Annotated in this window: 22 protein-coding genes; 17 read left to right on the top strand and 5 right to left on the bottom strand. The window is 74.9% G+C overall.

Annotation, left to right across the window (positions count from 1 at the left end; translation table 11 throughout):
* Genes ACI78T_RS07890 through nhaA form a run of 6 tightly spaced genes read left to right on the top strand, consistent with a single transcriptional unit; the run spans nucleotide 1 to nucleotide 7,066 of the window.
* The gene (locus tag ACI78T_RS07890; protein WP_456557538.1) at nucleotides 1-732 is read left to right on the top strand and encodes an MOSC domain-containing protein; all 732 of its coding nucleotides are present in this window, start codon (nucleotides 1-3) and stop codon (nucleotides 730-732) included.
* A 5-nt stretch (nucleotides 733-737) separates the two neighbouring features.
* Nucleotides 738-953, top strand: coding sequence for an RNA-binding S4 domain-containing protein (locus tag ACI78T_RS07885; protein WP_456557537.1), 216 nt, complete (start codon nucleotides 738-740; stop codon nucleotides 951-953).
* Nucleotides 954-1,005: 52 nt separating this feature from the next.
* Nucleotides 1,006-2,442, top strand: a complete 1,437-nt coding sequence (locus tag ACI78T_RS07880; RefSeq protein ID WP_456557536.1) for an RNB domain-containing ribonuclease — start codon at nucleotides 1,006-1,008, stop codon at nucleotides 2,440-2,442.
* Nucleotides 2,439-3,626 carry a pyridoxal phosphate-dependent aminotransferase gene (locus ACI78T_RS07875; RefSeq protein ID WP_456557535.1) on the top strand — a complete coding sequence of 396 codons (1,188 nt, stop codon included), beginning with the start codon at nucleotides 2,439-2,441 and terminating at the stop codon, nucleotides 3,624-3,626. The genes ACI78T_RS07880 and ACI78T_RS07875 overlap by 4 nt, the downstream gene beginning before the upstream one ends.
* Nucleotides 3,627-3,637: 11 nt before the next feature.
* Nucleotides 3,638-4,384: a nitrilase-related carbon-nitrogen hydrolase gene (locus tag ACI78T_RS07870; RefSeq protein ID WP_456557534.1), complete on the top strand. Its 747-nt coding sequence runs from the start codon at nucleotides 3,638-3,640 to the stop codon at nucleotides 4,382-4,384.
* Between the two features lie 60 nt (nucleotides 4,385-4,444).
* The gene (gene nhaA / locus ACI78T_RS07865; RefSeq protein WP_456557533.1) at nucleotides 4,445-7,066 is read left to right on the top strand and encodes a Na+/H+ antiporter NhaA; all 2,622 of its coding nucleotides are present in this window, start codon (nucleotides 4,445-4,447) and stop codon (nucleotides 7,064-7,066) included.
* A gap of 4 nt (nucleotides 7,067-7,070) precedes the next feature.
* Here the strand turns inward: nhaA and ACI78T_RS07860 are convergent, their stop codons facing one another.
* Nucleotides 7,071-7,904, bottom strand: a complete 834-nt coding sequence (locus ACI78T_RS07860; protein WP_456557532.1) for a PRC and DUF2382 domain-containing protein — start codon at nucleotides 7,902-7,904, stop codon at nucleotides 7,071-7,073.
* A 139-nt stretch (nucleotides 7,905-8,043) separates the two neighbouring features.
* On the opposite strand from ACI78T_RS07860, the gene ACI78T_RS07855 reads away from it, so the two are divergent.
* A complete protein-coding gene (locus ACI78T_RS07855) occupies nucleotides 8,044-9,570 on the top strand; it encodes a CYTH and CHAD domain-containing protein (RefSeq protein WP_456557531.1) in 1,527 nt (508 codons plus the stop codon).
* Nucleotides 9,571-9,643: 73 nt separating this feature from the next.
* Nucleotides 9,644-10,891: a metallophosphoesterase gene (locus ACI78T_RS07850; protein WP_456557530.1), complete on the top strand. Its 1,248-nt coding sequence runs from the start codon at nucleotides 9,644-9,646 to the stop codon at nucleotides 10,889-10,891.
* A 9-nt stretch (nucleotides 10,892-10,900) separates the two neighbouring features.
* On the opposite strand, the gene ACI78T_RS07845 is transcribed toward ACI78T_RS07850, so the two are convergent.
* Nucleotides 10,901-11,470: a TetR/AcrR family transcriptional regulator gene (locus ACI78T_RS07845; protein ID WP_456557529.1), complete on the bottom strand. Its 570-nt coding sequence runs from the start codon at nucleotides 11,468-11,470 to the stop codon at nucleotides 10,901-10,903.
* A gap of 157 nt (nucleotides 11,471-11,627) precedes the next feature.
* Nucleotides 11,628-12,659, bottom strand: a complete 1,032-nt coding sequence (locus ACI78T_RS07840; RefSeq protein WP_456557528.1) for an ATP-dependent 6-phosphofructokinase — start codon at nucleotides 12,657-12,659, stop codon at nucleotides 11,628-11,630.
* Nucleotides 12,660-12,808: 149 nt separating this feature from the next.
* Here ACI78T_RS07840 and ACI78T_RS07835 point away from each other — a divergent pair, with 149 nt between their 5' ends.
* The 3 genes from ACI78T_RS07835 to ACI78T_RS07825 all read left to right on the top strand — a co-directional run bounded on the left by ACI78T_RS07835 (nucleotide 12,809) and on the right by ACI78T_RS07825 (nucleotide 14,421).
* Entirely contained in the window at nucleotides 12,809-13,549 is a 741-nt protein-coding gene (locus ACI78T_RS07835) for a GntR family transcriptional regulator (RefSeq protein ID WP_456557527.1), read from the top strand.
* Entirely contained in the window at nucleotides 13,549-14,022 is a 474-nt protein-coding gene (locus ACI78T_RS07830; RefSeq protein ID WP_456557526.1) for an SRPBCC family protein, read from the top strand. Before ACI78T_RS07835 ends, ACI78T_RS07830 begins: the two co-directional genes overlap by 1 nt.
* A 126-nt stretch (nucleotides 14,023-14,148) precedes the next feature.
* Nucleotides 14,149-14,421 (top strand): GlsB/YeaQ/YmgE family stress response membrane protein, encoded by a 273-nt coding sequence (locus tag ACI78T_RS07825; protein ID WP_206340279.1) that lies wholly within the window; start codon nucleotides 14,149-14,151, stop codon nucleotides 14,419-14,421.
* 25 nt (nucleotides 14,422-14,446) lie between these two features.
* On the opposite strand, the gene ACI78T_RS07820 is transcribed toward ACI78T_RS07825, so the two are convergent.
* On the bottom strand, nucleotides 14,447-15,097 hold the full coding sequence (locus tag ACI78T_RS07820) for an MBL fold metallo-hydrolase (RefSeq protein WP_456557525.1): 651 nt from the start codon (nucleotides 15,095-15,097) through the stop codon (nucleotides 14,447-14,449).
* A gap of 116 nt (nucleotides 15,098-15,213) precedes the next feature.
* On the opposite strand from ACI78T_RS07820, the gene ACI78T_RS07815 reads away from it, so the two are divergent.
* A complete protein-coding gene (locus ACI78T_RS07815; RefSeq protein WP_456557524.1) occupies nucleotides 15,214-15,432 on the top strand; it encodes a hypothetical protein in 219 nt (72 codons plus the stop codon).
* Between the two features lie 158 nt (nucleotides 15,433-15,590).
* Here ACI78T_RS07815 and ACI78T_RS07810 read toward each other — a convergent pair whose 3' ends face one another.
* Nucleotides 15,591-16,355, bottom strand: a complete 765-nt coding sequence (locus ACI78T_RS07810; protein WP_456557523.1) for an enoyl-CoA hydratase-related protein — start codon at nucleotides 16,353-16,355, stop codon at nucleotides 15,591-15,593.
* 185 nt (nucleotides 16,356-16,540) lie between these two features.
* Here ACI78T_RS07810 and efeU point away from each other — a divergent pair, with 185 nt between their 5' ends.
* The 5 genes from efeU (at nucleotide 16,541) to ACI78T_RS07785 (ending at nucleotide 23,301) form a co-directional block, all read left to right on the top strand.
* Nucleotides 16,541-17,431, top strand: a complete 891-nt coding sequence (efeU, locus tag ACI78T_RS07805; RefSeq protein ID WP_456557522.1) for an iron uptake transporter permease EfeU — start codon at nucleotides 16,541-16,543, stop codon at nucleotides 17,429-17,431.
* The gene (efeO, locus tag ACI78T_RS07800; RefSeq protein WP_456557521.1) at nucleotides 17,418-18,560 is read left to right on the top strand and encodes an iron uptake system protein EfeO; all 1,143 of its coding nucleotides are present in this window, start codon (nucleotides 17,418-17,420) and stop codon (nucleotides 18,558-18,560) included. The genes efeU and efeO overlap by 14 nt, the downstream gene beginning before the upstream one ends.
* On the top strand, nucleotides 18,557-19,861 hold the full coding sequence (gene efeB / locus ACI78T_RS07795; protein ID WP_456557520.1) for an iron uptake transporter deferrochelatase/peroxidase subunit: 1,305 nt from the start codon (nucleotides 18,557-18,559) through the stop codon (nucleotides 19,859-19,861). Before efeO ends, efeB begins: the two co-directional genes overlap by 4 nt.
* 219 nt (nucleotides 19,862-20,080) lie before the next feature.
* Complete coding sequence (locus ACI78T_RS07790) at nucleotides 20,081-21,712, top strand: protein kinase domain-containing protein (protein ID WP_456557519.1); 1,632 nt, start codon at nucleotides 20,081-20,083, stop codon at nucleotides 21,710-21,712.
* A gap of 83 nt (nucleotides 21,713-21,795) precedes the next feature.
* Entirely contained in the window at nucleotides 21,796-23,301 is a 1,506-nt protein-coding gene (locus ACI78T_RS07785) for a protein kinase domain-containing protein (RefSeq protein ID WP_456557518.1), read from the top strand.
* Nucleotides 23,302-23,374 lie beyond the last annotated feature (73 nt).

The following is a 23,374-nucleotide window of genomic DNA, read 5'->3' as shown; positions in this document are numbered from 1 at the left end:
GTGCGGGTCCTCGAGCTCTGGCGCTACCCGGTCAAGTCGCTCCAGGGGGAGCGGCTGGGCGAGGCGCCGATCGACGCGCTCGGCATCGCCGGCGACCGCCGCTGGGCGCTGTTCGACAGGAGCACCGGGCTGGGCCTCACCGCCCGCCGGGTGCCCGAGCTGCTGTTCGGGTCGGCCCGGGTCCGGGACGACGGCGGCGTCGAGGTCGTCCTGCCTGACGGCACGGTGACGACCGACGAGGCGGCCCTCTCCCGCTGGCTGGGCCGGGACGTGGAGCTGCGGGAGGCCACCGACGACCCCGACGTCGTCCCCACATACGAGACCCCGGCCGACGAGGAGGTGCCCGACCCCACCGAGTGGCTCCAGTGGGAGGGCGCCCCCGGGCCGTTCCACGACAGCCCCCGCATCCGGCTCTCCCTGGTGTCGACCGGCACGCTCGGCACCTGGGACCGGCGGCGGTTCCGGGCGAACGTCGTCCTGGACGGCGAGGGCGAGGACGCGCTGCGCGGGGAGGAGGCGGACCTCGGCTCGGTGCGCCTGCGGTTCGGCGTCCCGATCGCGCGGTGCGTGATGACCACCCGCCCGCAGCCGGGCGGTATCGGCCGGGACACGTCGGTGCTCAAGACGATCCACCGCGAGCGCGACGGGCTGCTGGCCGTCCGGGCGGCCGTCCTGCGGGCCGGCACGGTCCGGACCGGCGACGAGCTCGCCGTGCGCGGACCGGCAGACTGACCGGCATGCGCACCGTCGACCTGCGTCCGGGCGAGGACACCATCCGGCTGGGCCAGCTGCTCAAGCTGGTGGACGCCGTGCCCACCGGCGCGCAGGTGAAGGACGTGCTGTTCTCCGGCACCGTCCGCGTCAACGGCGAGCCCGAGGACCGCCGGGGCCGCCAGCTGCACCGGGGTGACGTGGTGCAGGTCGAGGGCATGGAGGACGTCCGCATCGGCTGACCGCCGGCGGCTCGTTCCACGTGGAACGCCGCCCTCTGCCAGGCTGGTGGTCATGGTCCGCGCGCCGATCCGGGTGCCCCGGTGGCCGGCCGCCGCGCCGGAGGGGCCGGACTTCGCGGCGATCCGGGCGGAGTTCGACGTCCCCGAGGAGTTCCCCGCGGCCGTGCTGGCGGAGGCGGAGCTCCGGGCCGCGCAGCCGCGGCTGCCCGAGCTCGACGCGACCGACGTCCCGCTGGTGACCCTCGATCCCGTGGGCAGCCGCGACCTCGACCAGGCGGTGCACCTCGAGCGGCGAGGGCAGGGCTTCCGGGTCAGCTATGCGATCGCCGACGTCGGCGCCGCCGTCGACCTGGACGGCCCGCTCGACGCGGAGGCCCGGCGCCGCGGCCAGACGCTCTACAGCCCCGACCGGCGGACGCCGCTGCACCCGCCCGTGCTCAGCGAGGGCGCCGCCAGCCTCCTGCCGGGGGAGCTCCGGGCCGCCGCGCTCTGGAGGATCGACCTGGACGCCGACGGGGAGGCGGTCGGGGTGCAGCTCCGCCGGGCCCGCGTCCGCAGCCGCGCCCAGCTGGACTACCCGGCCGTCCAGGCGCAGGCCGACGCCGGCACGCTCCCCGAGGCGCTGGCCCTGCTGCCCGCGATCGGTGCGCTCCTGCAGGAGCGGGCGGCCGAGCGCGGCGCCATCGAGCTCGGCACGCCCGACCAGGCGGTCGAGGCGACGCCGGCTGGCGGCTGGCGGCTGGTGCTGCGCGGGGACCTGCCCGTCGAGGGGTGGAACGCCCAGATCTCCCTGCTCACCGGCCGCTGCGCCGCCGCGCTGATGCTCGAGGGCGGCGTCGGCGTGCTGCGCACCCTGCCCCCGCCCCGGCCCCAGGACGTCGAGCAGCTGCGGTTGCTGGCGCCGGCGCTGGGCGTGGACTGGCCCGCCGGTGCCGCCCCCGGCGCCGTCGTGGCGGGTCTGGACCCCGCCCGGCCCGGGCACGCGGCGTTCCTCGAGGAGGCGGTCATCCTGCTGCGGGGAGCCGCCTACACCGCGTTCGACGGGGAGGCGCCCGAGCAGCCGGGCCACGGCGGGGTCGGGGCGCCGTACGCGCACGTCACCGCCCCGCTGCGGCGGCTGGTCGACCGCTTCGGCACGGAGGTGTGCCTCGCGCTCGCCGTCGGCCGCGAACCGGATGCGGCGCTGCGCGCCGTCCTCCCCGACCTGCCCGCGCTCATGGCGGCGTCCGACCGCCGCACCCGCGATGTCGAACGGGCGGTCGTGGACGCCACCGAGGCCTGGCTGCTGCGCGGCCGGGAGGGGGAGGACTTCCCGGCGGTCGTCGTGGAGGCCGAGGACGGGCGGGGCACCGTCGTCCTCGACGACCTCGCGATCCGCGGCCGCTGCACCGGGGAGGGCCTGCGGCCGGGCACCCGCGTGCGGGTCCGGCTCGAGACGGCCGACGTGCACGCCCGCGCCGTGCGCTTCGTCCTGGACGGTGGGGCGTGAGCCGGGCGCCGTACCTGTCCGCCCGCCTGCAGGGATTCGGCACGACGGTGTTCGCGGAGATGAGCGCGCTCGCCGTGGCCACCGGATCGGTGAACCTGGGGCAGGGCTTCCCCGACTACCCCGGTCCGCCGGAGGTGCTCGACGTCGCCCGCGCCGCCATCGGCACGCCCGCCGACCAGTACCCGCCGGGCCCGGGCACACCGGAGCTGCGGACCGCGATCGCCGAGCACGTGCGGCGCTTCCGCGGGATCGAGCTGGACCCGGACACCGAGGTGCTGGTCACCGCCGGCGCCACCGAGGCCCTGACGGCCACGCTGCTCGCCCTCCTCGAGACCGGCGACGAGGTCGTCCTGTTCGAGCCGATGTACGACTGCTACGCCGCCGGGATCGCGATGGCCGGCGGCGTCGCCCGCCCGGTGCCGCTGCACCCGCCCTCCGACGGGGCCGGGCCCTGGACGTTCGACCCCGCGGACCTCCGGACGGCGGTCACGCCGAGGACGAAGCTGCTGCTGCTCAACACCCCGCACAACCCCACGGGCAAGGTGTTCACCCGCGAGGAGCTCGACCTGCTGGCCGAGGTCGCGACGGCGCACGACCTGCTCGTGCTGACCGACGAGGTGTACGAGCACCTGGTCTTCGACGGGGCCGAGCACCTCTCCCTCGCCACGCTGCCCGGGATGCGCGAGCGCACCCTCGTCGTCAGCAGCGCCGGGAAGACGTTCAACGTGACCGGCTGGAAGATCGGCTGGATCTGCGGCCCGGCGCCGCTCGTGTCCGCCGTCCGGACGGCCAAGCAGTTCCTCACCTACGTCAGCGGAGGGCCGTTCCAGCCCGCGGTCGCCGCGGGTCTCGCGCTGCCGGACGAGTACTTCGCCGCCGCGGCGCGCGACCTGCAGTACCGCCGCGACGTCCTGGTCCAGGGGCTGGGCGACGCCGGGCTGCCCGTGGTGAGCCCCCAGGCGACCTACTTCGCGACGGTCGACGTGCGAGGTGTGCAGCCCGACGGCGACGGCCTGGCGTTCTGCCGGGCGTTGCCCCGGCGCGCGGGCGTGGTGGCCGTCCCGACCGTGGTGTTCTACGAGCCGGCCCACGCGCACCTGGGGCGGCACCTGGTCCGTTTCGCCTTCTGCAAGGGTGACGGGGTCCTGGCCGAGGCCGTGGAACGCCTGAGGGGGCTGACGTGAGGATCGCGGCGGTGCAGCACGACATCGTCTGGGAGGACCGGGACGCCAACTTCGCCCGGCTCGCCCCGCAGGTCGCGCGGGCGGTCGGCGCGGGCGCCGAGCTGGTCCTGCTGACCGAGACGTTCAGCACGGGGTTCTCCATGACCCCGGGCATCGGGGAGCCGGAGGGCGGGCCGTCGGCGCGGTTCCTGGCCGAGCAGGCGGCCGAGCACGGCGTGTGGGTGGGCGGCACCTGCCCCGAGGTCGCCGAGGGCGAGCAGTTGCCCTTCAACTCCTTCGTGCTGGCCGGGCCCGACGGGACCGCTCACCGCTACCGCAAGCTGCACCCGTTCACCCACGCCGGCGAGCACGAGCGGTTCCGGGCGGGGGAGAAGCCGACGACGGTCGAGGTCGGCGGCCTGCGGATCACCCCGTTCATCTGCTACGACCTGCGCTTCGCGAACGTCTTCTGGGACGCGGCGCCGCAGACCGACGTCTACCTCGTGCCCGCCAACTGGCCCAGCCCGCGACGGCACCACTGGCAGACGCTGCTCCAGGCGCGGGCCATCGAGAACCAGGCCTACGTCGTCGGCTGCAACCGGGTCGGCGCGGCCGGCGACGGCACGGAGCACGTGGGGGACAGCCGCATCGTCAGCCCGATGGGGGAGCTGCTGGCGACCGCCTCCGGGATCGAGACGATCCTGCTCGCCGACGTCGACGCCGCGGAGGTCACCGCGACGCGGGAGCGCTTCCGGTTCCTCCCGGACCGCCGGCGCTGACCGGCCGCACCGGCGGACGAGGACTCCCGCTGGAAACCTCCGGGCCCTAGCGTTCCTGCGGTGACGACTCTCGCCGGGTCCAGCCGCACCGGGTCCACCCACCTCGCCGCCCAGCTGTCGTCCCCCGTCCGGCGGATGATGCGCTCGGGGGTCGCCGGCGCCGGCCTGATGGTGGCCGCCACCGTCGTCGCGCTGGTCTGGGCGAACTCGCCCTGGGCCGACTCCTACGACGAGCTCTGGCACACCGAGCTGGTCCTGCGCTTCGGCGACTCGCAGATCGCCATGGACCTGCAGCACTGGGTCAACGACGGCCTGATGGTGTTCTTCTTCTTCCTCATCGGCATGGAGGTGCGGCGCGAGCTGTCGATGGGCGAGCTGGTGCAGCGCAGCCGGCTGACCATCCCCACCCTGGCCGCGGTCGCGGGCCTGGTGCTCCCGGCGCTCATCTACCTGGCCATCAACGCCGGCGGCGAGGGCGCGGTCGGCTGGGGCATCCCGATGGCCACCGACACCGCGTTCGTGCTGGGCGCGCTGGCGCTGTTCGGCCGGCACACGCCGATCCAGCTGCGGGTCTTCCTCCTGTCGCTGTCGGTCGTCGACGACATCGGCGCCCTCAGCGCGATCGCGATCTTCTACTCCGACGAGATCGACCTCGTGGCGCTGGCCATCGCGGGGCTCTGCGTCCTGGCGTTCATCGGGCTCTCCCGCATGCAGGTGTGGCGGGGGCCCGCCTACTTCGCCGTCGGCGCCGTCATGTGGGTCGCGATGTACGAGTCGGGCGTGCACGCCACGATCGGCGGCGTCGTGCTGGGCCTGCTGGTCAGCGCCTACCCGCCCCGCCGCGCCGAGGTCGAGCGCGCCGGGTCCCTCGCGCGCGCGTTCCGGCAGTCCCCCGAGCCCTCCCTCGCCCGGGAGGCCAAGCTCTCGGTGGAGCGCGCCATCTCGCCCAACGAGCGGATCGGCGCGGTCCTGGTGCCGTGGAGCAGCTACGTCGTCGTCCCGGTGTTCGCCCTGGCCAACGCCGGGGTCCGCATCGACGGGCCCCTCCTGGAGCGGGCGCTCACCTCGCCGGTCACGATCGGCGTCTTCCTCGGGCTGGCCGTCGGCAAGCTGCTCGGCGTCGGGCTGGCCGCCTGGCTGGGTGTCCGGCTGCGGCTGGGGGTCCTGCCGCCCGGCGTCACCCTCGGCAACGTGTGGAGCGGTGCGGCGCTCTGCGGGCTGGGCTTCACCGTCTCGCTGTTCGTCACCGACCTGGCGTTCGACGACGAGGCGCTGCGGGAGGAGGCGACGGTCGGCATCCTGGCGGCCGCCGTGGTCTCCGCCGCCCTCGGCGCGCTCTTCTTCCGCCTCCTCAGCCGGGAGAGCAGCACCCCCGAGCGCCCGCTCCAGCTGGACCCGCCGGTCGACCCGGCGGTCGACCACGTCCGCGGGCCGGTCGACGCGCCGCTGACCCTCGTCGAGTACGGCGACATGGAGTGCCCCTTCTGCGGCCGCGCCACCGGCGTGGTGAGCGAGCTCCGGGGCCGCTTCGGCGAGGACCTGCGCTACGTGTTCCGCCACCTGCCGCTGGTCGAGCTGCACCCGCACGCCCAGCTGGCCGCCGAGGCGGTCGAGGCCGCCGGCGCCCAGGGGAAGTTCTGGGAGATGCACGACAAGCTGTTCGCCCACCAGGACGCGCTCGAGGCGCCCGACCTGCTCGACTACGCCGCGGCCCTGGGCCTGGACCTCGAGCGGTTCGCCCGCGAGCTCGGCGACGGCACCCACGCGCCGCACGTCCGGGACGACGTCGCCGGTGCCGAGGCGAGCGGGGTGGAGGGGACGCCCACCTTCTTCGTCAACGGCATCCGCCACACCGGCCGGGCCGGCACCGACGAGCTCGCGGCGGCCCTGCTGCGCACCGATCCGCGGGGGACGCCGGTGGAGCGGACGGTCGCTGCTGCCGGGCCGGTCCCGGGCACGCGCCCGCCCTCGCCGCAGTCCCCGCCGGCGCGGTTGCCCGCGGTCGAGGGGCTCGACGAGACCGAGGACCCGAGCGGCGCCTCTCCCCGGCTGGACGAGCGGCAGCTCGCCGTCCTCCGCCGGGCCGGTCGCCGGCGCACCACGAGCAAGGGCGAGGTGCTGGTCCAGGGCGGCGCCAGCGAGTGGGACTTCGTCGTCGTCCTCGAGGGCACCGTCGCGGTGCTCGAGGACCCCGAGCCCGGCGACGGGGACGAGCCGCGCGTGGTCATGGTCGTCGGACCCGGGCGGTTCCTCGGGGGGCTCAACATGCTCGCCGGTCAGCGCGCGGTCCGGACGGTGGTGGCGGCGCGGCCGGGGGTGGTGGTCACCCTGACGGTGCAGCGCCTGCGGGAGGTGATGTCCGCCGACCGGGAGCTGGCCGACCTGATCATGCGGTCGTTCCTGCTGCGCCGGGCGATGCTGATCGGCCGGGCGACGGGCCTGCGGGTCGTCGGCGACCCGGCGTGGCCGGCCAGCGCTGCGCTGCGGGCGCTCCTCGACGAGCAGGGCATCGCCCACCAGTGGCTCGACCCGGCGGAGAACGAGGCCGCGCGGGCGGTGCTCGCCGAGAACGACGCCCTCGACGAGGAGCGACCGGTCGTCGTCGCCTCGGACGGCCGGGTGCTCGTCGACCCGGGTCCCGACGAGCTGCTGCGGGCGGCGGGGACCGACCGGGTCGGTTAGGCCGTCAGACCCGGTTCGGCGCCGTGCCCGGGTCGGCGGTGCCGCGGGGGGCGGTGTCCTGGTCGACGACGACCTGCTCGCGCTGCACCTGCTCGGTGACCGTCTCCTGCCCCTCCACGACCACGGTGCGCAGGCGGACGCGCTCGGTGGGCACGACCTCGACGGTCACGACCGGCCGCTCGGTGTGCAGGACGATCTCGTCGGGCAGCCCGCCGGATCCGGTGCCCGGCTGGTCGGCCACCAGCGTCTCGCCGGCGACGTGGTCCGGGGCGTCGATCGGCACCTCCTCGAGCCGGATCTCCTCGCGCCGGATCGGGACGGTGATCTGCACCTCCTCGGTGACCACGTACTTCACGAGGCGGGCGCGCGTGGTGGCCACCCGCTCGGTGCCGACGACGAGCTGCTCCTCGCTGCGGGTCATCGCGCCTTCGTCGGCCTGGGCCGGCGGCTGGGGAGGCGCCACCGGCATCTCGACCGTGGGCGGGGCGGCCGTCTCCTGGGTGACGGTCTCGTCCCGGCCGGGCGCCGCGGTGCCGGCTCCGTAGTGCCGGCGCAGTTCCGCCTCGTCGTCGGGCGTGAGGTGGTCACCGGTCAGGTGCGGGGCCGACTTGACCGCGTCGACGGCGACCGGCAGCCGGAGGCCGCCGTCGTCGAACGTGGCGTCCACGGCCGGGACAACGGACTGCCGGGTACCGAAGAGGCCGGTGGTGACGGCGACCCAGGTCGGAGCACCGGTGCGGTCGTCGACGTAGAAGTGCTCGACCGTGCCGATCTTCTGACCGGTCGCGTCGTACGCCGTGCTGCCGATCGCGGCGGACACCTGTCGTTCGTCCAGCATGGGTCTGCTCCCCTCCGCGCGGCGCCCTCGCCGGGCACCTCCAGGTCAGCAGGCGTGCCCAGCAGGGGTCGCCGCTGAACATCGGGCGCCTAGGGTCGAGGCAGCGGCCGAGCAGTGCGGCCGGGGAGGGAGGGCCGCCATGCCCAGCGCGCACCTCGAGGTGGAAAGCAAGTACGACGTCGACGAGGGGTTCTCGCTCCCCTCGCTGGAGGGCCTGGACGGCGTCGTCACGGTGGACGCGCCCGTCGAGCACGCACTGGAGGCGGTCTACCACGACGCGGCGGACCTCCGGCTGCTGCGCGCGCGGGTGACCCTGCGCCGGCGGACCGGGGGACCGGACGCCGGCTGGCACCTGAAACTGCCGGCCGGCGCCGCCCGCCGCGAGCTGCACGCGCCCCTCGGCCGGGCCGTCAAGCGGCCACCCCAGGCGCTGGTCGCCCCGGTCACCGGGCTGCTGCGCGGCGCGCCGACCGCGCCGGTGGCCACCCTGCGCACCCGACGGGTGGTCACCGCGCTGCGCGACGCCGACGGCCGGCTGCTCGCCGAGGTCGCCGACGACGTCGTCGCCGCCAGCGTCCCGGCGCTCGGACCCGGCCGGCCCGCGGAGGCGCACACCTGGCGGGAGGTGGAGGTGGAGCTCGGCGCCGGGGACGCGGCGCTGGCGGACGCGGTGGCCGAGCGGCTGGCCGCGGCCGGAGCACGGGCCTCGACCAGCGCGTCGAAGATCGGCCGCGTGCTGGCCGCCCGGCTGGCCGAGCTCGACGGCTGGGCGCCGAAGAAGCGGAAGAACGGCCCGCGGGCCGGCGAGTTCGCCAGCACCGCCGTGCGGGACCAGCTCGCCCGCCTGGAGGCGGCCGACGTGGCCCTGCGCACCGAGCAGCCCGACGCCGTCCACCAGGTGCGCGTCTCCGCCCGGCGGCTGCGCAGCACGCTCACCGCCCTGCGGGAGGTGCTCGATCCGGAGGTGACCCGGGCGGTGCGGGACGAGCTGCGGTGGCTGGGTGCCGAGCTCTCCACGGCGCGGGACACCGAGGTGGCCCTGGCGCACCTGCGGGAGCTGGTCGCGGCCGAGCCCGACGAGCTGGTCCTCGGTCCGGTGGCCGCGCGGTTGCAGCAGCTGGAGATCCAGGAGGAGCGCGCGGGGATGGACCGCGCGAAGGAGACGCTCGGGAGTGCCCGATACCTGGGGTTGCTCGAGGACCTGCACCGGCTCGTCGCCGACCCGCCGCTGACCGTGCACGCGGACGACCGGCTGGAGCCGGTGCTCCGCGAGGCGGTCGCCCGGTCGGTCCGCCGGCTGCGCCGGCACATGCGCACGGCGCGCCACGCCCCGGCCGAGCACCGGTCGGAGGCGCTGCACGCCGTGCGGAAGGCGGCGAAGCGGGTGCGCTACACGACCGAGGTCGTGGCCCCGCAGCTGGACGGCGCGGACGCGGCCACCACGGCGGCGAAGCGGGTCCAGGAGGTGCTGGGGGAGCGGCAGGACACCGTCGTCACCCGCGAGCTGTGCCGCCGGCTGGCCGTGGTCGCCTTCGCCGAGGGGGAGAACGCGTTCACCTTCGGCCGGTTGCACGCGCTGGAGCAGGCACGGGCCGAGGCGGCCGAGCGGCGGTTCTGGGAGCTGGAGCCGTCGGTGCGCAAGAAGCTGGCGAAGGCGACCTCCTAGCGGGTCGTGCCTGGCCGGTGGCGCCGCCCTGGGAGAGTGGGGGCGTGACGGACGCCGGTTCGAGGGTGCGCCGGTGTCGGTGATCGCCCTGGTCGGGTTCGGCACCGTGGTGCTGCTGGCCATGCTCCTGCTGCACGGCTACCTGTGGTTCCGCCTGGTCCGGAGCACGACCAGCCCCGGACGGCTCCGCCGCCGGCTCACCCTGCTCACGGTCCTGCTGGCGGTCCTCCCCGCGCTCGCGGTCGCGCTGCGCCGGACGCTCCCGCTCGAGGCCGCGGCGCCGCTGGACTGGGTCGCCTACTGCTGGCTCGGGGTCGCCTTCTACGCGTTCCTCTCCCTGCTGGTGCTAGAGCCCGTCCGGCTGGTCGGGAACGCGTGGATCCGCCGTCATGGCGCAACGGCTCCGCCCGACGGGGGAACGGCACCCGGCCGCGGTCCCGTCCGGGAGGACGCCAGTGCAGGCGCCCCGCCCTCTCCCTCCCGGCGGCTGTTCCTCGCCCGGGGGCTGGCCGTCACGGCGGGTGCGGTCGCGCTGGGCACGGCGGGCACGGGGGCGTACTTCGCGAACTCGCCGCCCGTCGTCCGCCGGGTGCCGGTGACGCTGGCGAACCTCGACCCCGCCCTCGACGGGCTGCGCATCGTCACGTTCTCCGACGGGCACCTGTCGGCGACCTACGGGGGACGGCGGTTCGAACGGCTGGTCGAGCTGGTCAACGAGCAGCGCCCCGACGTCGTGGCGATCGTGGGCGACCTGGTGGACGGGGACGTGTCCGAGCTGCGCGAGGAGGCCGCGCCGCTGGCCGACCTGGTGAGCGAGCAGGGCGTCTTCTTCGTCACCGGCAACCACGAGTACTTCGTGGACACGAACGCCTGGCTGCGCCACCTGCCCACCCTCGGTGTCGACGTCCTCCGCAACGAGCGGGTGCCGATCCGGCGGGGCGGCGCGTCGTTCGACCTCGCCGGCATCGACGACCGGACGGCGGCGTCGTCCGGGCTGACCGGTCACGGGGCGGACCTCGACGCGGCGTTGGACGGCCGGGACGACGGCGTGCCCGTCGTCCTCATGGCCCACCAGCCGGTGCAGGTCGAGCAGGCGGCGGCCGCCGGCGTGGACCTCCAGCTCTCCGGGCACACCCACGGCGGGCAGCTGTGGCCCTTCGACTACGCGATCCGGCTCGACCAGCCCACCGTCGAGGGGCTCGCCCGGTACGGGGACACCCAGCTGTACGTCACCTCGGGAGCCGGCTACTGGGGGCCGCCGATGCGGGTCGGCGCCCGGCCGGAGGTCACCGTGGTGGAGCTGCGCAGCCCGCGCGGCTGAGCCGGCCGCTCAGGAGCCCTCGAGGGCGTCGAACGCCTCGTCCATGAGCTCCTCGAGCTTGCGCTCCCCGTTGCAGTCGCCCCAGGCCAGCAGGCCGGCGGTGTAGGCGGACATGTAAGCGTTGATCTTGATCACGTCCGCCGGCCGGATGTCCGCGCCGGGCATCGCGTCGGCCACCACCTGGCCGGCCGTGCGCTCGAACTCGGCGGCTCGCGTGCGCAGGGCCGGCGACGCGGCGATGATCCGCCACCGGGTCAGGGCGTCCTGCCGGAACTCGGCGCTCCACTGCCCGAGCCACACCGTGACGGCCTGGCGGAACCGGGCGCCGACCGAGAGCTCGGCGGGGAGCGCCGCCAGCAGGGCCGTGAAGTCCTCGGCGCTGGGCATCCCCATGACGACGTGTTCCTTCGACGGGTAGTGCGCGTAGAACGTCGGGACCGACACGTCCGCCGCCCGCGCGATCTGGCCGACGTTGACCCCGTCGAAGCCGTCCCGCTGGAACAGCTCCAGGGCCGTGTCGTAGATCCGCTGGTGCGTGGCGGCCCAGCGCCGGGCACGCCAGTCCGGCGTCTCGCTCACGTTCGTCCTCCGTCGCCCCGTCTGCGAACGCGCCACCGGACCGAGGGTTGCAGCGCGGTGGCGGTGGCCATTGTGCGCCACCTACCCCGCTCGGGGACGGCGAACCGGGCACAACGTCACCCGCCTCACCTGGGCATATGTCGCCCACGGGGGCCGGTCAACCGGTGAACGCCGCCGTCTCGGCCAGCCGGGAGCGGGTGACGGTCTTGAGGCGGGAGACCGCCTTCTCGAGCGGGACCAGCTCGATCTCGGTGCCCCGCAGCGCCACCATCTGCCCGTGGTTGCCCTCGTGGGCGGCGATCGTGGCGTGCAGCCCGAACCGGGTGGCCAGCACCCGGTCGAACGAGGTCGGGGTGCCGCCGCGCTGGACGTGGCCGAGGACCGTGGTGCGGACCTCCTTGCCGGTCCGCCGCTCCAGCTCGGCGCCCAGCTGCTGGGCGACGCCCGTGAAGCGGCGGTGGCCGAACTCGTCGACGCCGCCGTCGCGCAGGTCCATCGTCCCCGGGAGCGGGGTCGCTCCCTCGGCCACGACACCGATCACGTGCGTGTCGCCGCGCTCGAAGCGCTCGGTGACCAGGCGGCAGACCTGCTCCACGTCGAAGGGCTCCTCGGGCACAAGCGTCAGGTGCGCGCCCGACGCCAGCCCGGCGTGCAAGGCGATCCAGCCCGCGTGCCGGCCCATGACCTCCACCAGCAGCACCCGCTGGTGCGACTCGGCGGTGGTGTGCAGGCGGTCGATCATCTCGGTGGCGATGCTGACCGCGGTGTCGAAGCCGAAGGTCAGGTCGGTCTCGTCGATGTCGTTGTCGATCGTCTTCGGGATCCCGACGACCGGGACGCCGGACTCCGACAGCAGGTGCGCCGCCGTGAGCGTTCCCTCCCCACCGATGGGGATGAGGACGTCGATGCCGTGGGTCGCCAGCACGTCCTTCATCTGCGGCAGCTCCGCGTTCAGCCGCTCGGGGGCCACGCGGGCCGAGCCGAGCGTCGTCCCGCCCCGGGTGAGCAGCCCGTCGACGGCCGCGATGTCGAGGGGGGTGGTCCGGTCCTCGAGGAGGCCGCGCCAGCCGTCGCGGAAGCCGACGACCTCGCTGCCGTAGTGGGCGGACGCGGTCCGGACGACGGACCGGATGACGGCGTTGAGGCCGGGGCAGTCGCCTCCGCCGGTGAGGACACCGATGCGCAACACGCTCTCCCTCGATGGGCGAGACCCGACCATACGTCATGACGTCCTGACGTTTCCGCATCTCGGGCAAGATGTCCCGAAGGGTGAGATCAGATGTGACGTCCCATACGACATGACGACCAGACGTCTTGCGATCCCGTACCTTTGCTGACGTGGTCAGCCCCGTCTCCGGACCCAAGTACCTGGCCGTCCGCGAGCACCTCCGGCGCCGGGTCGCCTCCCTGCCCGAGCTGACGCTCCTGCCGCCGGAGCCGGTGCTCTGCGCCGAGTACGGCGTCAGCCGCATCACGCTGCGCCGCGCCGTCGACGGTCTCGTCGCCGACGGCCACCTGGTGCGCGAGCAGGGCCGGGGCACCTACGTCACCCGCCCGGCGATCCGCCACGAGTACCGCGAGAGCTTCGTCCACCGGATCGCCGGCTTCAGCTCCGTGATGAGCGAGCAGGGTGCGCAGGTCGGCACGAAGGTGCTCACCCAGCGGGTCACGCCGGTCCCCGCTCCCGTCGCCGCGGAGCTTGCCCTGGACGGCACGGCCGACGTCGTCGAGCTGGAGCGGCTGCGCAGCGTCGACGGCGAGCCCAACCACGTCGCGCACAGCTTCCTGCCCGCCGCGCTCTACCCGCGGGCCGCGGAGGAGGACTTCAGCGAGGGGTCCCTGTACGAGTTCCTGCGCCGGGAGTACCAGGCCGACCTGGCCCACGCGCGCATCGTCGTCGACGTCGGCACCGCCGACCCGGGCGAGGCGGACCTGCTCCGGATCGTCGCCGGTTCGCCCCTGCTGGTCGTCCGGACGACGGTGCGCGACAGCTCGGGCCACCCCCTCGTGCACAGCTACTCGCGGCTGCGCCCCGACGTCAGCCAGGTGGAGTTCGAGGTCTCCGTGGGCGGTCGCTGATGACCTCGACCACGGCGACGGGGGTCCGGGAGGTCCCCCAGCCGCCGAAGCAGGTCTGGCGCGCCCTCGCCGTCCTGGAGCCCTACTGCTCGGTGTGCGACGTCTCGTACGTCCTCGGCGAGGACGCCCGTCGCCCCGGCCTCGGGACGACGTTCGTGTGCGCGCCGGGCCGGCTCGACGGGCCGCCCGCGGAGGGGGCGCCGCAGGGCGAGATCGTCGAGTGGGAGCCGCCCCGCGTGGTGGCGACCCGGCTCCGCCTCACGCCGGAGACCTGGACGACGCGCATCGAGCTGGCCGGTACCCGCGAGGGCGGCACGCGCGTGACCATGACCGTCACCCACGAGCCGGTCGGCGGGAGCCGGGTGGTCCGGCGGCTGCAGCGGGGGGCGCTGCGCCGGCTGGTCCGGCGCACGGTGGAGGCCGAGCTCGCCAAGGTCCCCGCGCACGTGGAGCGGGCCGCGTCGCCTGCGTGACCACCCCGTTCGGGGGATCCGTGCTTCAGCGGCGATCTTGGGGGTACGGAGCCTCCTCGTGCACCGGCGTGCGCAACCGGCGAATGCCGGGATGGGGGCCACGCCGGTCGAACGAAGGAGAACGCTGTGCAGATCCTCGGCCTCATCGTGGTCGGCCTCATCATCGGCGCGCTCGCCCGGCTCATCAAGCCCGGCCGGCAGCGGCTGAGCATCCTCGCCACCCTGCTGCTGGGCGTCGTCGGCGCCCTCATCGGTGGCGTCGTCGCCAGCCTGCTCGGCACCGGTGACATCTGGGAGCTCAACGTGCTCGGCTTCATCGTCGCCGTCATCGCAGCCGTGCTGCTGATCGGCGTCGCCGAGGGCGTGTCCGGCGGCAGGTCGCGGGGCGCCGTCCGCTGATCCCTCCCCGGGGGCTCGACCGGCCTCAGAGCTCGGTCGAGTCCCCCGGGGCCAGCCGGCTGAACGGGGTGGGGGTGCCCGGGCCACGCTCCCCCAGCAGCCCGCTGACCAGCCCCAGCCCGGTGTCGTTCAGCAGCCCGTCGTGCACGGCGAACGCCTGGTCGGCGTGCACCGCCCGGACGTAGTCGATGAGGTCCGCCGTCCGCGACCACGGCGCGTGCATCGGCACCAGCAGCGTCGCGACCGGCTCGTCCGGCACGGTCAGCGCATCCCCCGGGTGGAAGACGTTTCCCTGGGCCCCGCCGTCCACCAGGAAGCCGATGTTGGCGATCCGTGGGATCTCCGGGTGGATCACCGCGTGCAGCTCGCCGTGGACGCGGACGTCGAAGCCCGCCACGGTCACCGCGTCGCCGTCGCCGACCACGTGGACCCGGCCGCCCAGACCCTCGAGCTTCGCCGCCACCGCCGCGTTCGTCCACACCTCCAGTGCCGGGTCGGCGTCCAGCGCCGCCCGCAGCCGCTGCGGCTCGAAGTGGTCCGGGTGCTCGTGGGTGATCAGCACCGCGCTCGCGCCCTCCAGCGCCGAGGGGTCGGTCCAGGCGCCCGGGTCGATCACGAGGTTGCGGTCCCCGTCGGAGAGGACGACGCACGCGTGACCCTGCTTCGTGAGCTCCATGCCCGCATCCTGCCCCGGCGCCCGGAGCCGCGCAGACCGCCCGGTCCTCCCCCCTCGGGGGGAGGGGAGCGCCGGGGCCCGTAACGCTCGCGCCGGGTCCTGCCGACGTCCTCCGCATGATGCTGCAGACCACCGTCTTCGCCGCCGCCCGGAGCCGCGCCCACGGGCCGACCACCGCCCTGTGGCACGCGGTGGAGGTCCACCGGCCGCCGGCCGAGGTGGACGGCGCCTGCGAGCTCACCCTGTGCGGGTCGCTGGCCCGGGTGTCGACGGAGGAGTCGTGGCCGGTGGCCGCGCGCGACGTCTGCCCGGCCTGCGCCCTGCTCTCCCGCTGACGCGGGACCCCTGACGCCCTGTCGCCGGGTGGGGGAGCTCGCCCCGACGGCAGGTGCACCCGTCGCGGTCGCGCCCGCGCGCACCGCGTGCGCACGAACGGTGGTCATGACGCCCTCATGACCACCGTTCGCGCACGTCCGGTGGCCGGCGAGGCGCGTCAGCGGCCGGTGAACCGGGGCGCCCGCTTCTCGAGGAACGCCTCGACCGCCTCGAGGTGGTCGGCGGTCTGCCCGAGCCGCGTCTGCAGCCGCGCCTCGAGGGCCAGCGTCTCCTCCAGCGAGTCGGTCGCCGCCGTGGCCAGCACCGTCTTCATCGCCCGGTAGGCAGCGGTCGGCCCGGCGGCCAGCCGCGCGGCCAGCGCCTGCGCCTCCGTCAGCACCTCCTCGGCCGGGACGACGCGGTGCACCAGTCCCCACTGCTCCGCGGTCTCCGCCGTGAACGGGTCCGGTGTGAGCAGCAGCTGCGCCGCCCGCGACCCGCCGACGCAGTGCACCAGGCGCGACGCCAGCGCGGAGTCGCTGCCCAGCCCCACACCCGCGAACGCGGTCGTGAACTTCGCGCCGGCCGCGGCCACGCGCAGGTCCCCGGCGAGCGCGATGCCCAGCCCGGCTCCGGCGCAGGCGCCGTTGATCCCGACGACGACCGGTACCCGGAGCGCCGACAGCGCCAGGACCAGCGGGTTGTACTCGTCCTCGACCACCGAGAGCGACGTCGCGGCGTTCCCGCGCAGCGACTCGATGTGCTCGGCGAGGTCCTGCCCGACGCAGAACGCGCGGCCGGTGCCGGTGAGCAGCACCGCGCGGACCGTCTCGTCGGCTGCCACCTCCCGCACGGCGGCCAGCAGATCGCCGCGCAGCGCGGAGGAGAGACCCGGCCGCAGCAGGGTCAGGGTGGCCACGCCGCCGTCGTCGGTCCTGGTCACGGTCTCGGACATCGTCGTCCCGTCTGTCGTCTTCCGGTGGTTGCCGTCGGCCACCTTGTCACGGGCCCGCCGGCTGGTACCCGTGTGGCGGACGACGCTGCCGTTCCAGGTGGAACCGCGAGTAAGGTCAGCCTGCCCTACGTCAGCCGACCGGGCTCTCCTCGCCGCAGATCGGGTCCGTCGTCATGGGTCAGGCATTCCTCGCCAGCTACCTGATCGGACTCCGCGAGGGCCTGGAGGCCACCCTGGTCGTCAGCATCCTGGTCGCCTACCTGGTGAAGTCCGGGCGTCGTCGCCAGCTGCTGCCGCTCTGGGGCGGGGTCGCCGCCGCGATCGCCCTGTCGGTCCTCTTCGGCGCCCTGCTGACCTACACCGAGACCTCCCTGCTGGCCGACTACCGGTCGCGGGAGCTGTTCGAGGCGATCGCCTCCGTCCTCGCCGTCGTGCTGGTCACCTGGATGATCTTCTGGATGCGCCGGACCGCCCGGCGCCTCAAGGGCGAGCTCACCGGCAGGCTCGAGGCGGCCATCGGCGTGGGTGCCCTCGCGGTGGCCGGCATCGCCTTCGTCTCGGTGATCCGCGAGGGTCTGGAGACAGCGCTGCTCTTCTACGCCGCGGCGCAGGGCGCCACGTCGACCGCCACCCCGCTGGTCGCGATCTCGTTGGGCGTCCTCACCTCGGTCCTCATCGGGTTCGGCCTCTACGCCGGCGCGATCCGGGTGGACCTGCAGAAGTTCTTCACCGTCAGCGGCGTGCTGCTCGTCTTCGTCGCCGCCGGGATCCTCAAGTACGGCGTGCACGACTTCCAGGAGGCAGGCGTCCTCCCGGGGCTGGACGTCCTCGCCTTCGACATCTCGGGCGTCCTCGACCCGAACACCTGGTACGGCGCGGCCGTGGCCGGGATGTTCAACATCACCGCGGCCCCCACCGTCCTCGAGACGATCGCCTACCTGGCCTACCTCGTCCCGGTGCTCGCGGCCTTCCTGTGGCCGTCCCGGTCGACCCCTTCTCCCCGGACCGGTGCGGCTCCGGGTTCCTCGATCAAGTCGGAGACCTCCCAGCATGTCCCTGCGTGACCGCCGGCTCGCCCTCGTCCCCGCCCTGGCGCTCGCCGTCCTGACCGCTGCCTGCGGCGGCTCGGACGACGACGCCGGTGGGCGCAGCGCCGCCGCCGACACCATCCCCGTCGCCGCGACCGACGACGCCTGCGACGTCGACGCGTCCGAGCTCGAGGCGGGCACCCACGAGTTCGCGGTGACCAACAACGGCAGCAAGGTCACCGAGTTCTACGTCTACGCCGAGGGCGACCGCGTGATGGCCGAGGTCGAGAACATCGCCCCCGGGCTGAGCCGCGACCTCCTGGTCGAGCTGCCCGCCGGCGAGTACGAGACCGCCTGCAAGCCCGGCATGGTCGGCGACGGCATCCGCAACCCGCTGACCGTCACCGGCGAGGCGGCGCAGCTGTCGGAGGACGAGTCGCTCGCCCAGGCCGGGAAGGACTACCAGCGGTACGTCCAGAGCCAGACCGCCGCCCTGCTCGAGCAGACGACGGCCTTCACCGAGGCGGTCACCGCCGGCGACGTCGAGGGCGCCAAGGCGCTGTACCCGATCGCCCGCACGTACTGGGAGCGGATCGAGCCCGTCGCCGAGATCTTCGGCGACCTCGACCCGCTCATCGACGGCCGCGAGGGCGACCAGGAGGAGGGCCAGGACTTCACCGGCTTCCACCGCATCGAGAAGGCGCTCTGGGAGACCGGGGACGTGTCCGGCATGGGCCACTACGCGGACGACCTGCTCACCGACGTGCAGCGGATCGTCGAGCTGGCGAACGGGACGACGCTGGAGCCGCTCCAGCTGGCCAACGGTGCGAAGGCGCTGCTCGACGAGGTGGCGACCGGCAAGATCACCGGCGAGGAGGACCGCTACTCGCACACCGACCTGTGGGACTTCGCCGCCAACCTGGAGGGTTCGCAGGCCGCCGTCCAGGCGCTGCGCCCCTACCTCGAGGAGGCCGACGCCGACCTGGTCGCCGAGATCGACGAGCGGTTCGCCGCCACCGAGGCCGAGCTCGAGCAGTACCGCGCCGGCGACGGCTGGATGCTGCACGACCAGCTCACCCAGGAGCAGCTCAAGGGCCTGTCGGACAGCATCACCGCCCTGACCGAGTCGGTCAGCCAGGTCGCGGCGGTCGTCGCGGACCGATGAGCGAGCAGCAGGGAGCGGCGCAGGGGTCGGCGGGCGTCTCCCGTCGCCGGCTCTTCGGCTGGGTCGGCGCCGGGACGGCCGGCGTCCTCGCCGCCGGCGCCACCGGCGGGGTGATCGGCCGCACCACCGCCATGGAGGCGGCGTCCGCCTCCGGCCCGGGCCCCGACGACGCCGTCCCCTTCACCGGCCGGCACCAGGCCGGCATCGTCACCCCGGCCCAGGACCGGCTGCACTTCGTCGCCTTCGACGTCACGACCGACGACCGGGCCGAGCTGGTCGACCTGCTCAAGGCCTGGGCGGCCGCGGCGCGCCGCATGACGGCGGGGCAGGACGCCGGACCGGTGGGCGCCGTCGAGGGCGAGCGGTTCGCCCCGCCGGACGACACCGGCGAGGCCATCGGGCTGCCGGCCTCGGGGCTGACGCTCACCATCGGGTTCGGCCCGACCCTCTTCTCGACCGCCGAGGGGGTCGACCGCTTCGGCCTCGCCGCCCGGCGGCCCGCGCCGCTCACCGAGCTGCCCGCGTTCGCCGGCGACCAGATCGACCCGGCGATCAGCGGGGGCGACCTCTGCATCCAGGCGTGCGCGAACGACCCGCAGGTCGCGGTGCACGCCGTCCGGAACCTGGTCCGCCTCGGCGCCGGCGTGGTGAGCGTCCGCTGGTCGCAGCTCGGCTTCGGCCGGACGTCGTCCACCAGCACCGGGCAGGCGACCCCGCGCAACCTGTTTGGCTTCAAGGACGGCACGAACAACCTCAAGGCCGAGAACGAACAGGCCCTCGAACGGTTCGTGTGGGTCGGGGACGGCGACAGCGGGGGCGACTGGCTGGCCGGGGGCTCGTACCTGGTCACCCGCCGGATCCGCATGCTCATCGAACCGTGGGACAGCTCCACCCTCGACGAGCAGCACCGGACGATCGGCCGCACCAAGGGGACGGGCGCGCCGCTCGGCCAGCAGGCCGAGTTCGACCCGGTCGACTTCACGAAGCAGGTCGACGGCGAGTTCGCGATCCCGGAGACCTCGCACGTCTTCCTGGCCAACCCCACGAACTCGGGGACGGCGATCCTCCGCCGCGGCTACAGCTTCGTCGACGGCTCCGACGGGCTGGGGCGGCTGGACGCCGGGCTGTTCTTCATCGCCTACCAGCGCGACCCGGAGACCGGCTTCGTGCAGGTGCAGCGCAACCTGCGGCTCGACGCGATGAACGAGTACATCCGCCACACCTCCTCCGGCGTCTTCGCCTGCCCGCCCGGGGTCCACGGCGACGACGACTGGTGGGGCCGCGCGCTCTTCGAGGGCTGAGCGGACGTACCGATCCGGACACGCAGCGCAGTCGGCGCGCCGCCCGCGCCGCCGTGTGACCAGGAGCGCACCGGGGGATCGAACGGCCCCCGCTCGGGGCTCGTCCAGCATGTGTATCCGGGCCCCGGATTGGACAGGAACAGACCCGGGGCGCAACCCCCCGGGCGGCGACGAGGCGGCCTTCAGCAGCAGGGCCGGACAAGCGAGGAGTGACCTCCGTTGGTCGAACCAGGACGACGGTGCCTGGGCGACCGCTACGAGCTGCACCAGCTGATCGCAGCGGGCGGGATGGGCCAGGTCTGGCGTGCCCACGACCTGGCGCTGCACCGCCCGGTGGCGGTCAAGGTGCTCCGCAGCGAGTACACCGGCGACCCCACCTTCGTGGCCCGCTTCCGGGCCGAGGCCCAGCACGCCGCCTCCCTGAGCCACCCCAACATCGCCGCCGTCTTCGACTACGGCGAGGAGACCGCCCAGGACGGCACCGGCGAGACGCTCGCCTACCTCGTCATGGAACTGGTCGAGGGCGAGCCGCTCTCCGCGCTGGTCCGCCGCGAGGGTGCGCTGGGCACCGAGACCACCCTGTCGCTGCTGCGGCAGACCGCCTTCGGCCTGGGTGAGGCGCACCGCGCCGGGATGGTCCACCGCGACGTGAAGCCGGGCAACATCCTGGTCCGGCCCGACGGCAGCGTGAAGATCACCGACTTCGGCATCGCCTGGTCGGCGCGCAGCGTCGCCCTCACCCGCACCGGCCAGGTGATTGGCACGCCGCAGTACCTCTCGCCCGAGCAGGCCGAGGGCCGTCCGGCCACACCGGCCAGCGACGTCTACGCGCTCGGGCTCATCGGCTACGAGTGCCTCACCGGGACGCCGGCGTTCGAGGGCGACAACCCCGTCACCATCGCGCTCAAGCAGGTCCGGCAGGAGCCCGAGCCACTTCCCGCGGACCTCCCGGCCGACGTCCGGGCGCTCGTCGGCCGGGCGCTGGCCAAGGACCCCGCCGCCCGCTTCCTCGACGGCGCCGCGTTCGTCGAGGCGATCGACGACGTGCAGGCCGGGCGGCCGCTCGCCGAGGCCCCGCGCACCGTCAGCGTCGCGTCCGCGGCAGCCGTCGCGTCCGCGGCAGCCGTCGCGCCCGCGGCGGTCATCGCGCCCGCGGCGGTCATCGCCCCCGACGAGCCGGGGACGGTCACCACCGGCCCCGTCACCCACCCGCCCGTCGGGAAGCGCCGGAGCCGGGCTGCCGTGGTGCTGCTCCCGCTCCTCGGCCTCCTCGCGGGCGCCGGCATCGCCGTCGCGCTGCTGCTGGCACTCGCCGACGACTCCCCGACCGGCCCGGCCACCGCCGCCGAGCAGCGCGAGGCCGGCAGCATCGTCCTCGACGCCGAGCAGTACGTGGGCCGGCCGGTGGACGAGGTCGTCCGGCGGCTGACCCGTCTCGGGCTGGACGTCGAGCCGGTCGCCGAGCCCCGGGACGACGTCGTCCCCGACCAGGTGACCGCCATCGAGCCGGACGGGAAGCCGCTGTCGGCGGGGGACCGGGTGGTCGTCACCTACGCCACGCCGGCCGGGTCGGGCGGCAGCGGCCCCGCGAACCGCCCCGCGGTGACCGGCGCGGCCGGCGGCGGGAGCACGCCGGTGGTGGAGGAGCAGGCCCCGGTCGAGGACCCCGCGCCCGAGAGCACGGCTCCCCGCACGTCCGCCCCCGCGACCACGATGGCCGGGACCCCCACGAACTCGCAGCCGGGTGGGTCGTCGTCGTCGTCGTCGAGCGAGAGCAGCGACAGCGAGCCGCCCTCCTCCTCCCCGGCGACCAGCAGCGCCGCCGCACCGACGACGAACACGGCCGGGTGACGCTCCCGCTCCCGACAGGTGCCGCGGTCGGCGCGGTGCCAGGCTCGGAGTTCGGTACCGGGAGTGGACAGGGAGTGCGCGGGATGGGAGGACCGGGGCAGCGCCGGCTCGGGAACCGCTACGAGCTGCGCGCGCTGCTGGCCACCGGCGGGATGGGGCAGGTCTGGCGCGCGTGGGACACCCTCCTCGACCGGCCGGTCGCGGTGAAGGTGCTGCGCAGCGAGTTCACCGGCGACCCGACGTTCGTGGCCCGCTTCCGGGCCGAGGCCCGGCACACCGCCGCCCTGGCGCACCGCAACATCGCGGCCCTGCACGACTACGGTGAGGTGACCGCCGACGACGGCACCGGCGAGCAGCTCGCCTTCCTGGTGATGGAGCTGGTCGAGGGGGAGGCCCTCTCCGACCTGCTGGCCCGCGAGCCGCGGCTGACGGTCGACCGCACGCTCGACGTGCTGCAGCAGACCGCTGCCGCCCTCGCCGCCGCCCACGCCGCCGGTGTCGTGCACCGCGACGTGAAGCCGGGGAACGTCCTGGTCGGGACCGACGGCGTCGTCAAGATCACCGACTTCGGCATCGCCTGGTCGGCGTCCAGCATCCCCCTGACCCAGACCGGGCAGGTCGTCGGGACCGCCCACTACCTCTCCCCCGAGCAGGCGGCCGGCGCGAAGGCCGGACCGGCCAGCGACGTCTACGCGCTCGGGATGATCGGCTACGAGTGCCTGGCCGGCCGACGGGCGTTCGACGGCGAGAACTCCGTGCAGATCGCGCTCATGCAGCTGCGGGACGCACCGGACCCGCTGCCCGACGACGTACCGGAGAACGTCCGGCGGCTCATCGGCCGGGCTCTGCTCAAGGACCCCGACGCCCGGTTCGCCGACGGCGCGGCCTTCGCCGCCGCGGTCGCCGACGTGCGCGCGGGGCGCATGCTGACCCCTCCGCCGGCCGACGGGGGCACCCGGCAGTTCGCCGCCCTCGGCACCGCCCCCGCGCCGCGCCGCCGGGCCGGACGCGTCGTCGGGCCGCTCGCCGCGCTGCTGACCGGTGCCGGCATCGCCCTCGCCGGGATCGCGTTCCTCGGTGAGGAACCCGTCGCGCCCGTCGCGGAGGCCGGGCCCGCGTCGGTCGTGCTGACCGCCGCCGACTACGTCGGACGTCCCGTGGACGAGGTCGAAGCCGCGCTCGGTGAGCTGGGTCTGGCCGTCGCACGCGTCGCCGAGGAGACCACCGACCAGGCCCCAGGGCTGGTCACCGGTGTCACGCCCGCCGGTGCCGTCCGGCAAGGGAGCACCGTGACCGTCGCCTTCGCGGTGGCACCGCCGGCCCAGCCGGACCCCACGCCGCAGGCACCGGCCGACCCGCAGGGGACGGCGGGGACGCTGACCGAGGTGGCGGTGAGCGGACCGGCCGCCGGGATCCCAGCGGACGGAGGCCCCGGCCCCGCCCATCGGAACGGGGCGGACGTCCCGGCGCCGCCGGCCCCGGAGCGGGGCGGCGGCCCGGCCAAGGCGGGAGGCCCGGCAGCGGAGAAGGGTGGGGGTCCGCCCGCCCCGGGCGGCGGCCCCGGGCGGGGGAACGGCAAGGGCGGCTGAGCTCCGTCCCGCGGCTCCCGTGCGAGGATCGGTGCGCCCCGGTGACGGCCGGGTGCCACATCGAGAGGGACGC

It is taken from the genome of Blastococcus sp. SYSU D00922, assembly GCF_054050495.1.
Note: the sequence above shows the minus strand (reverse complement) of the source record. Positions and strands in the feature narration are given on the sequence as shown.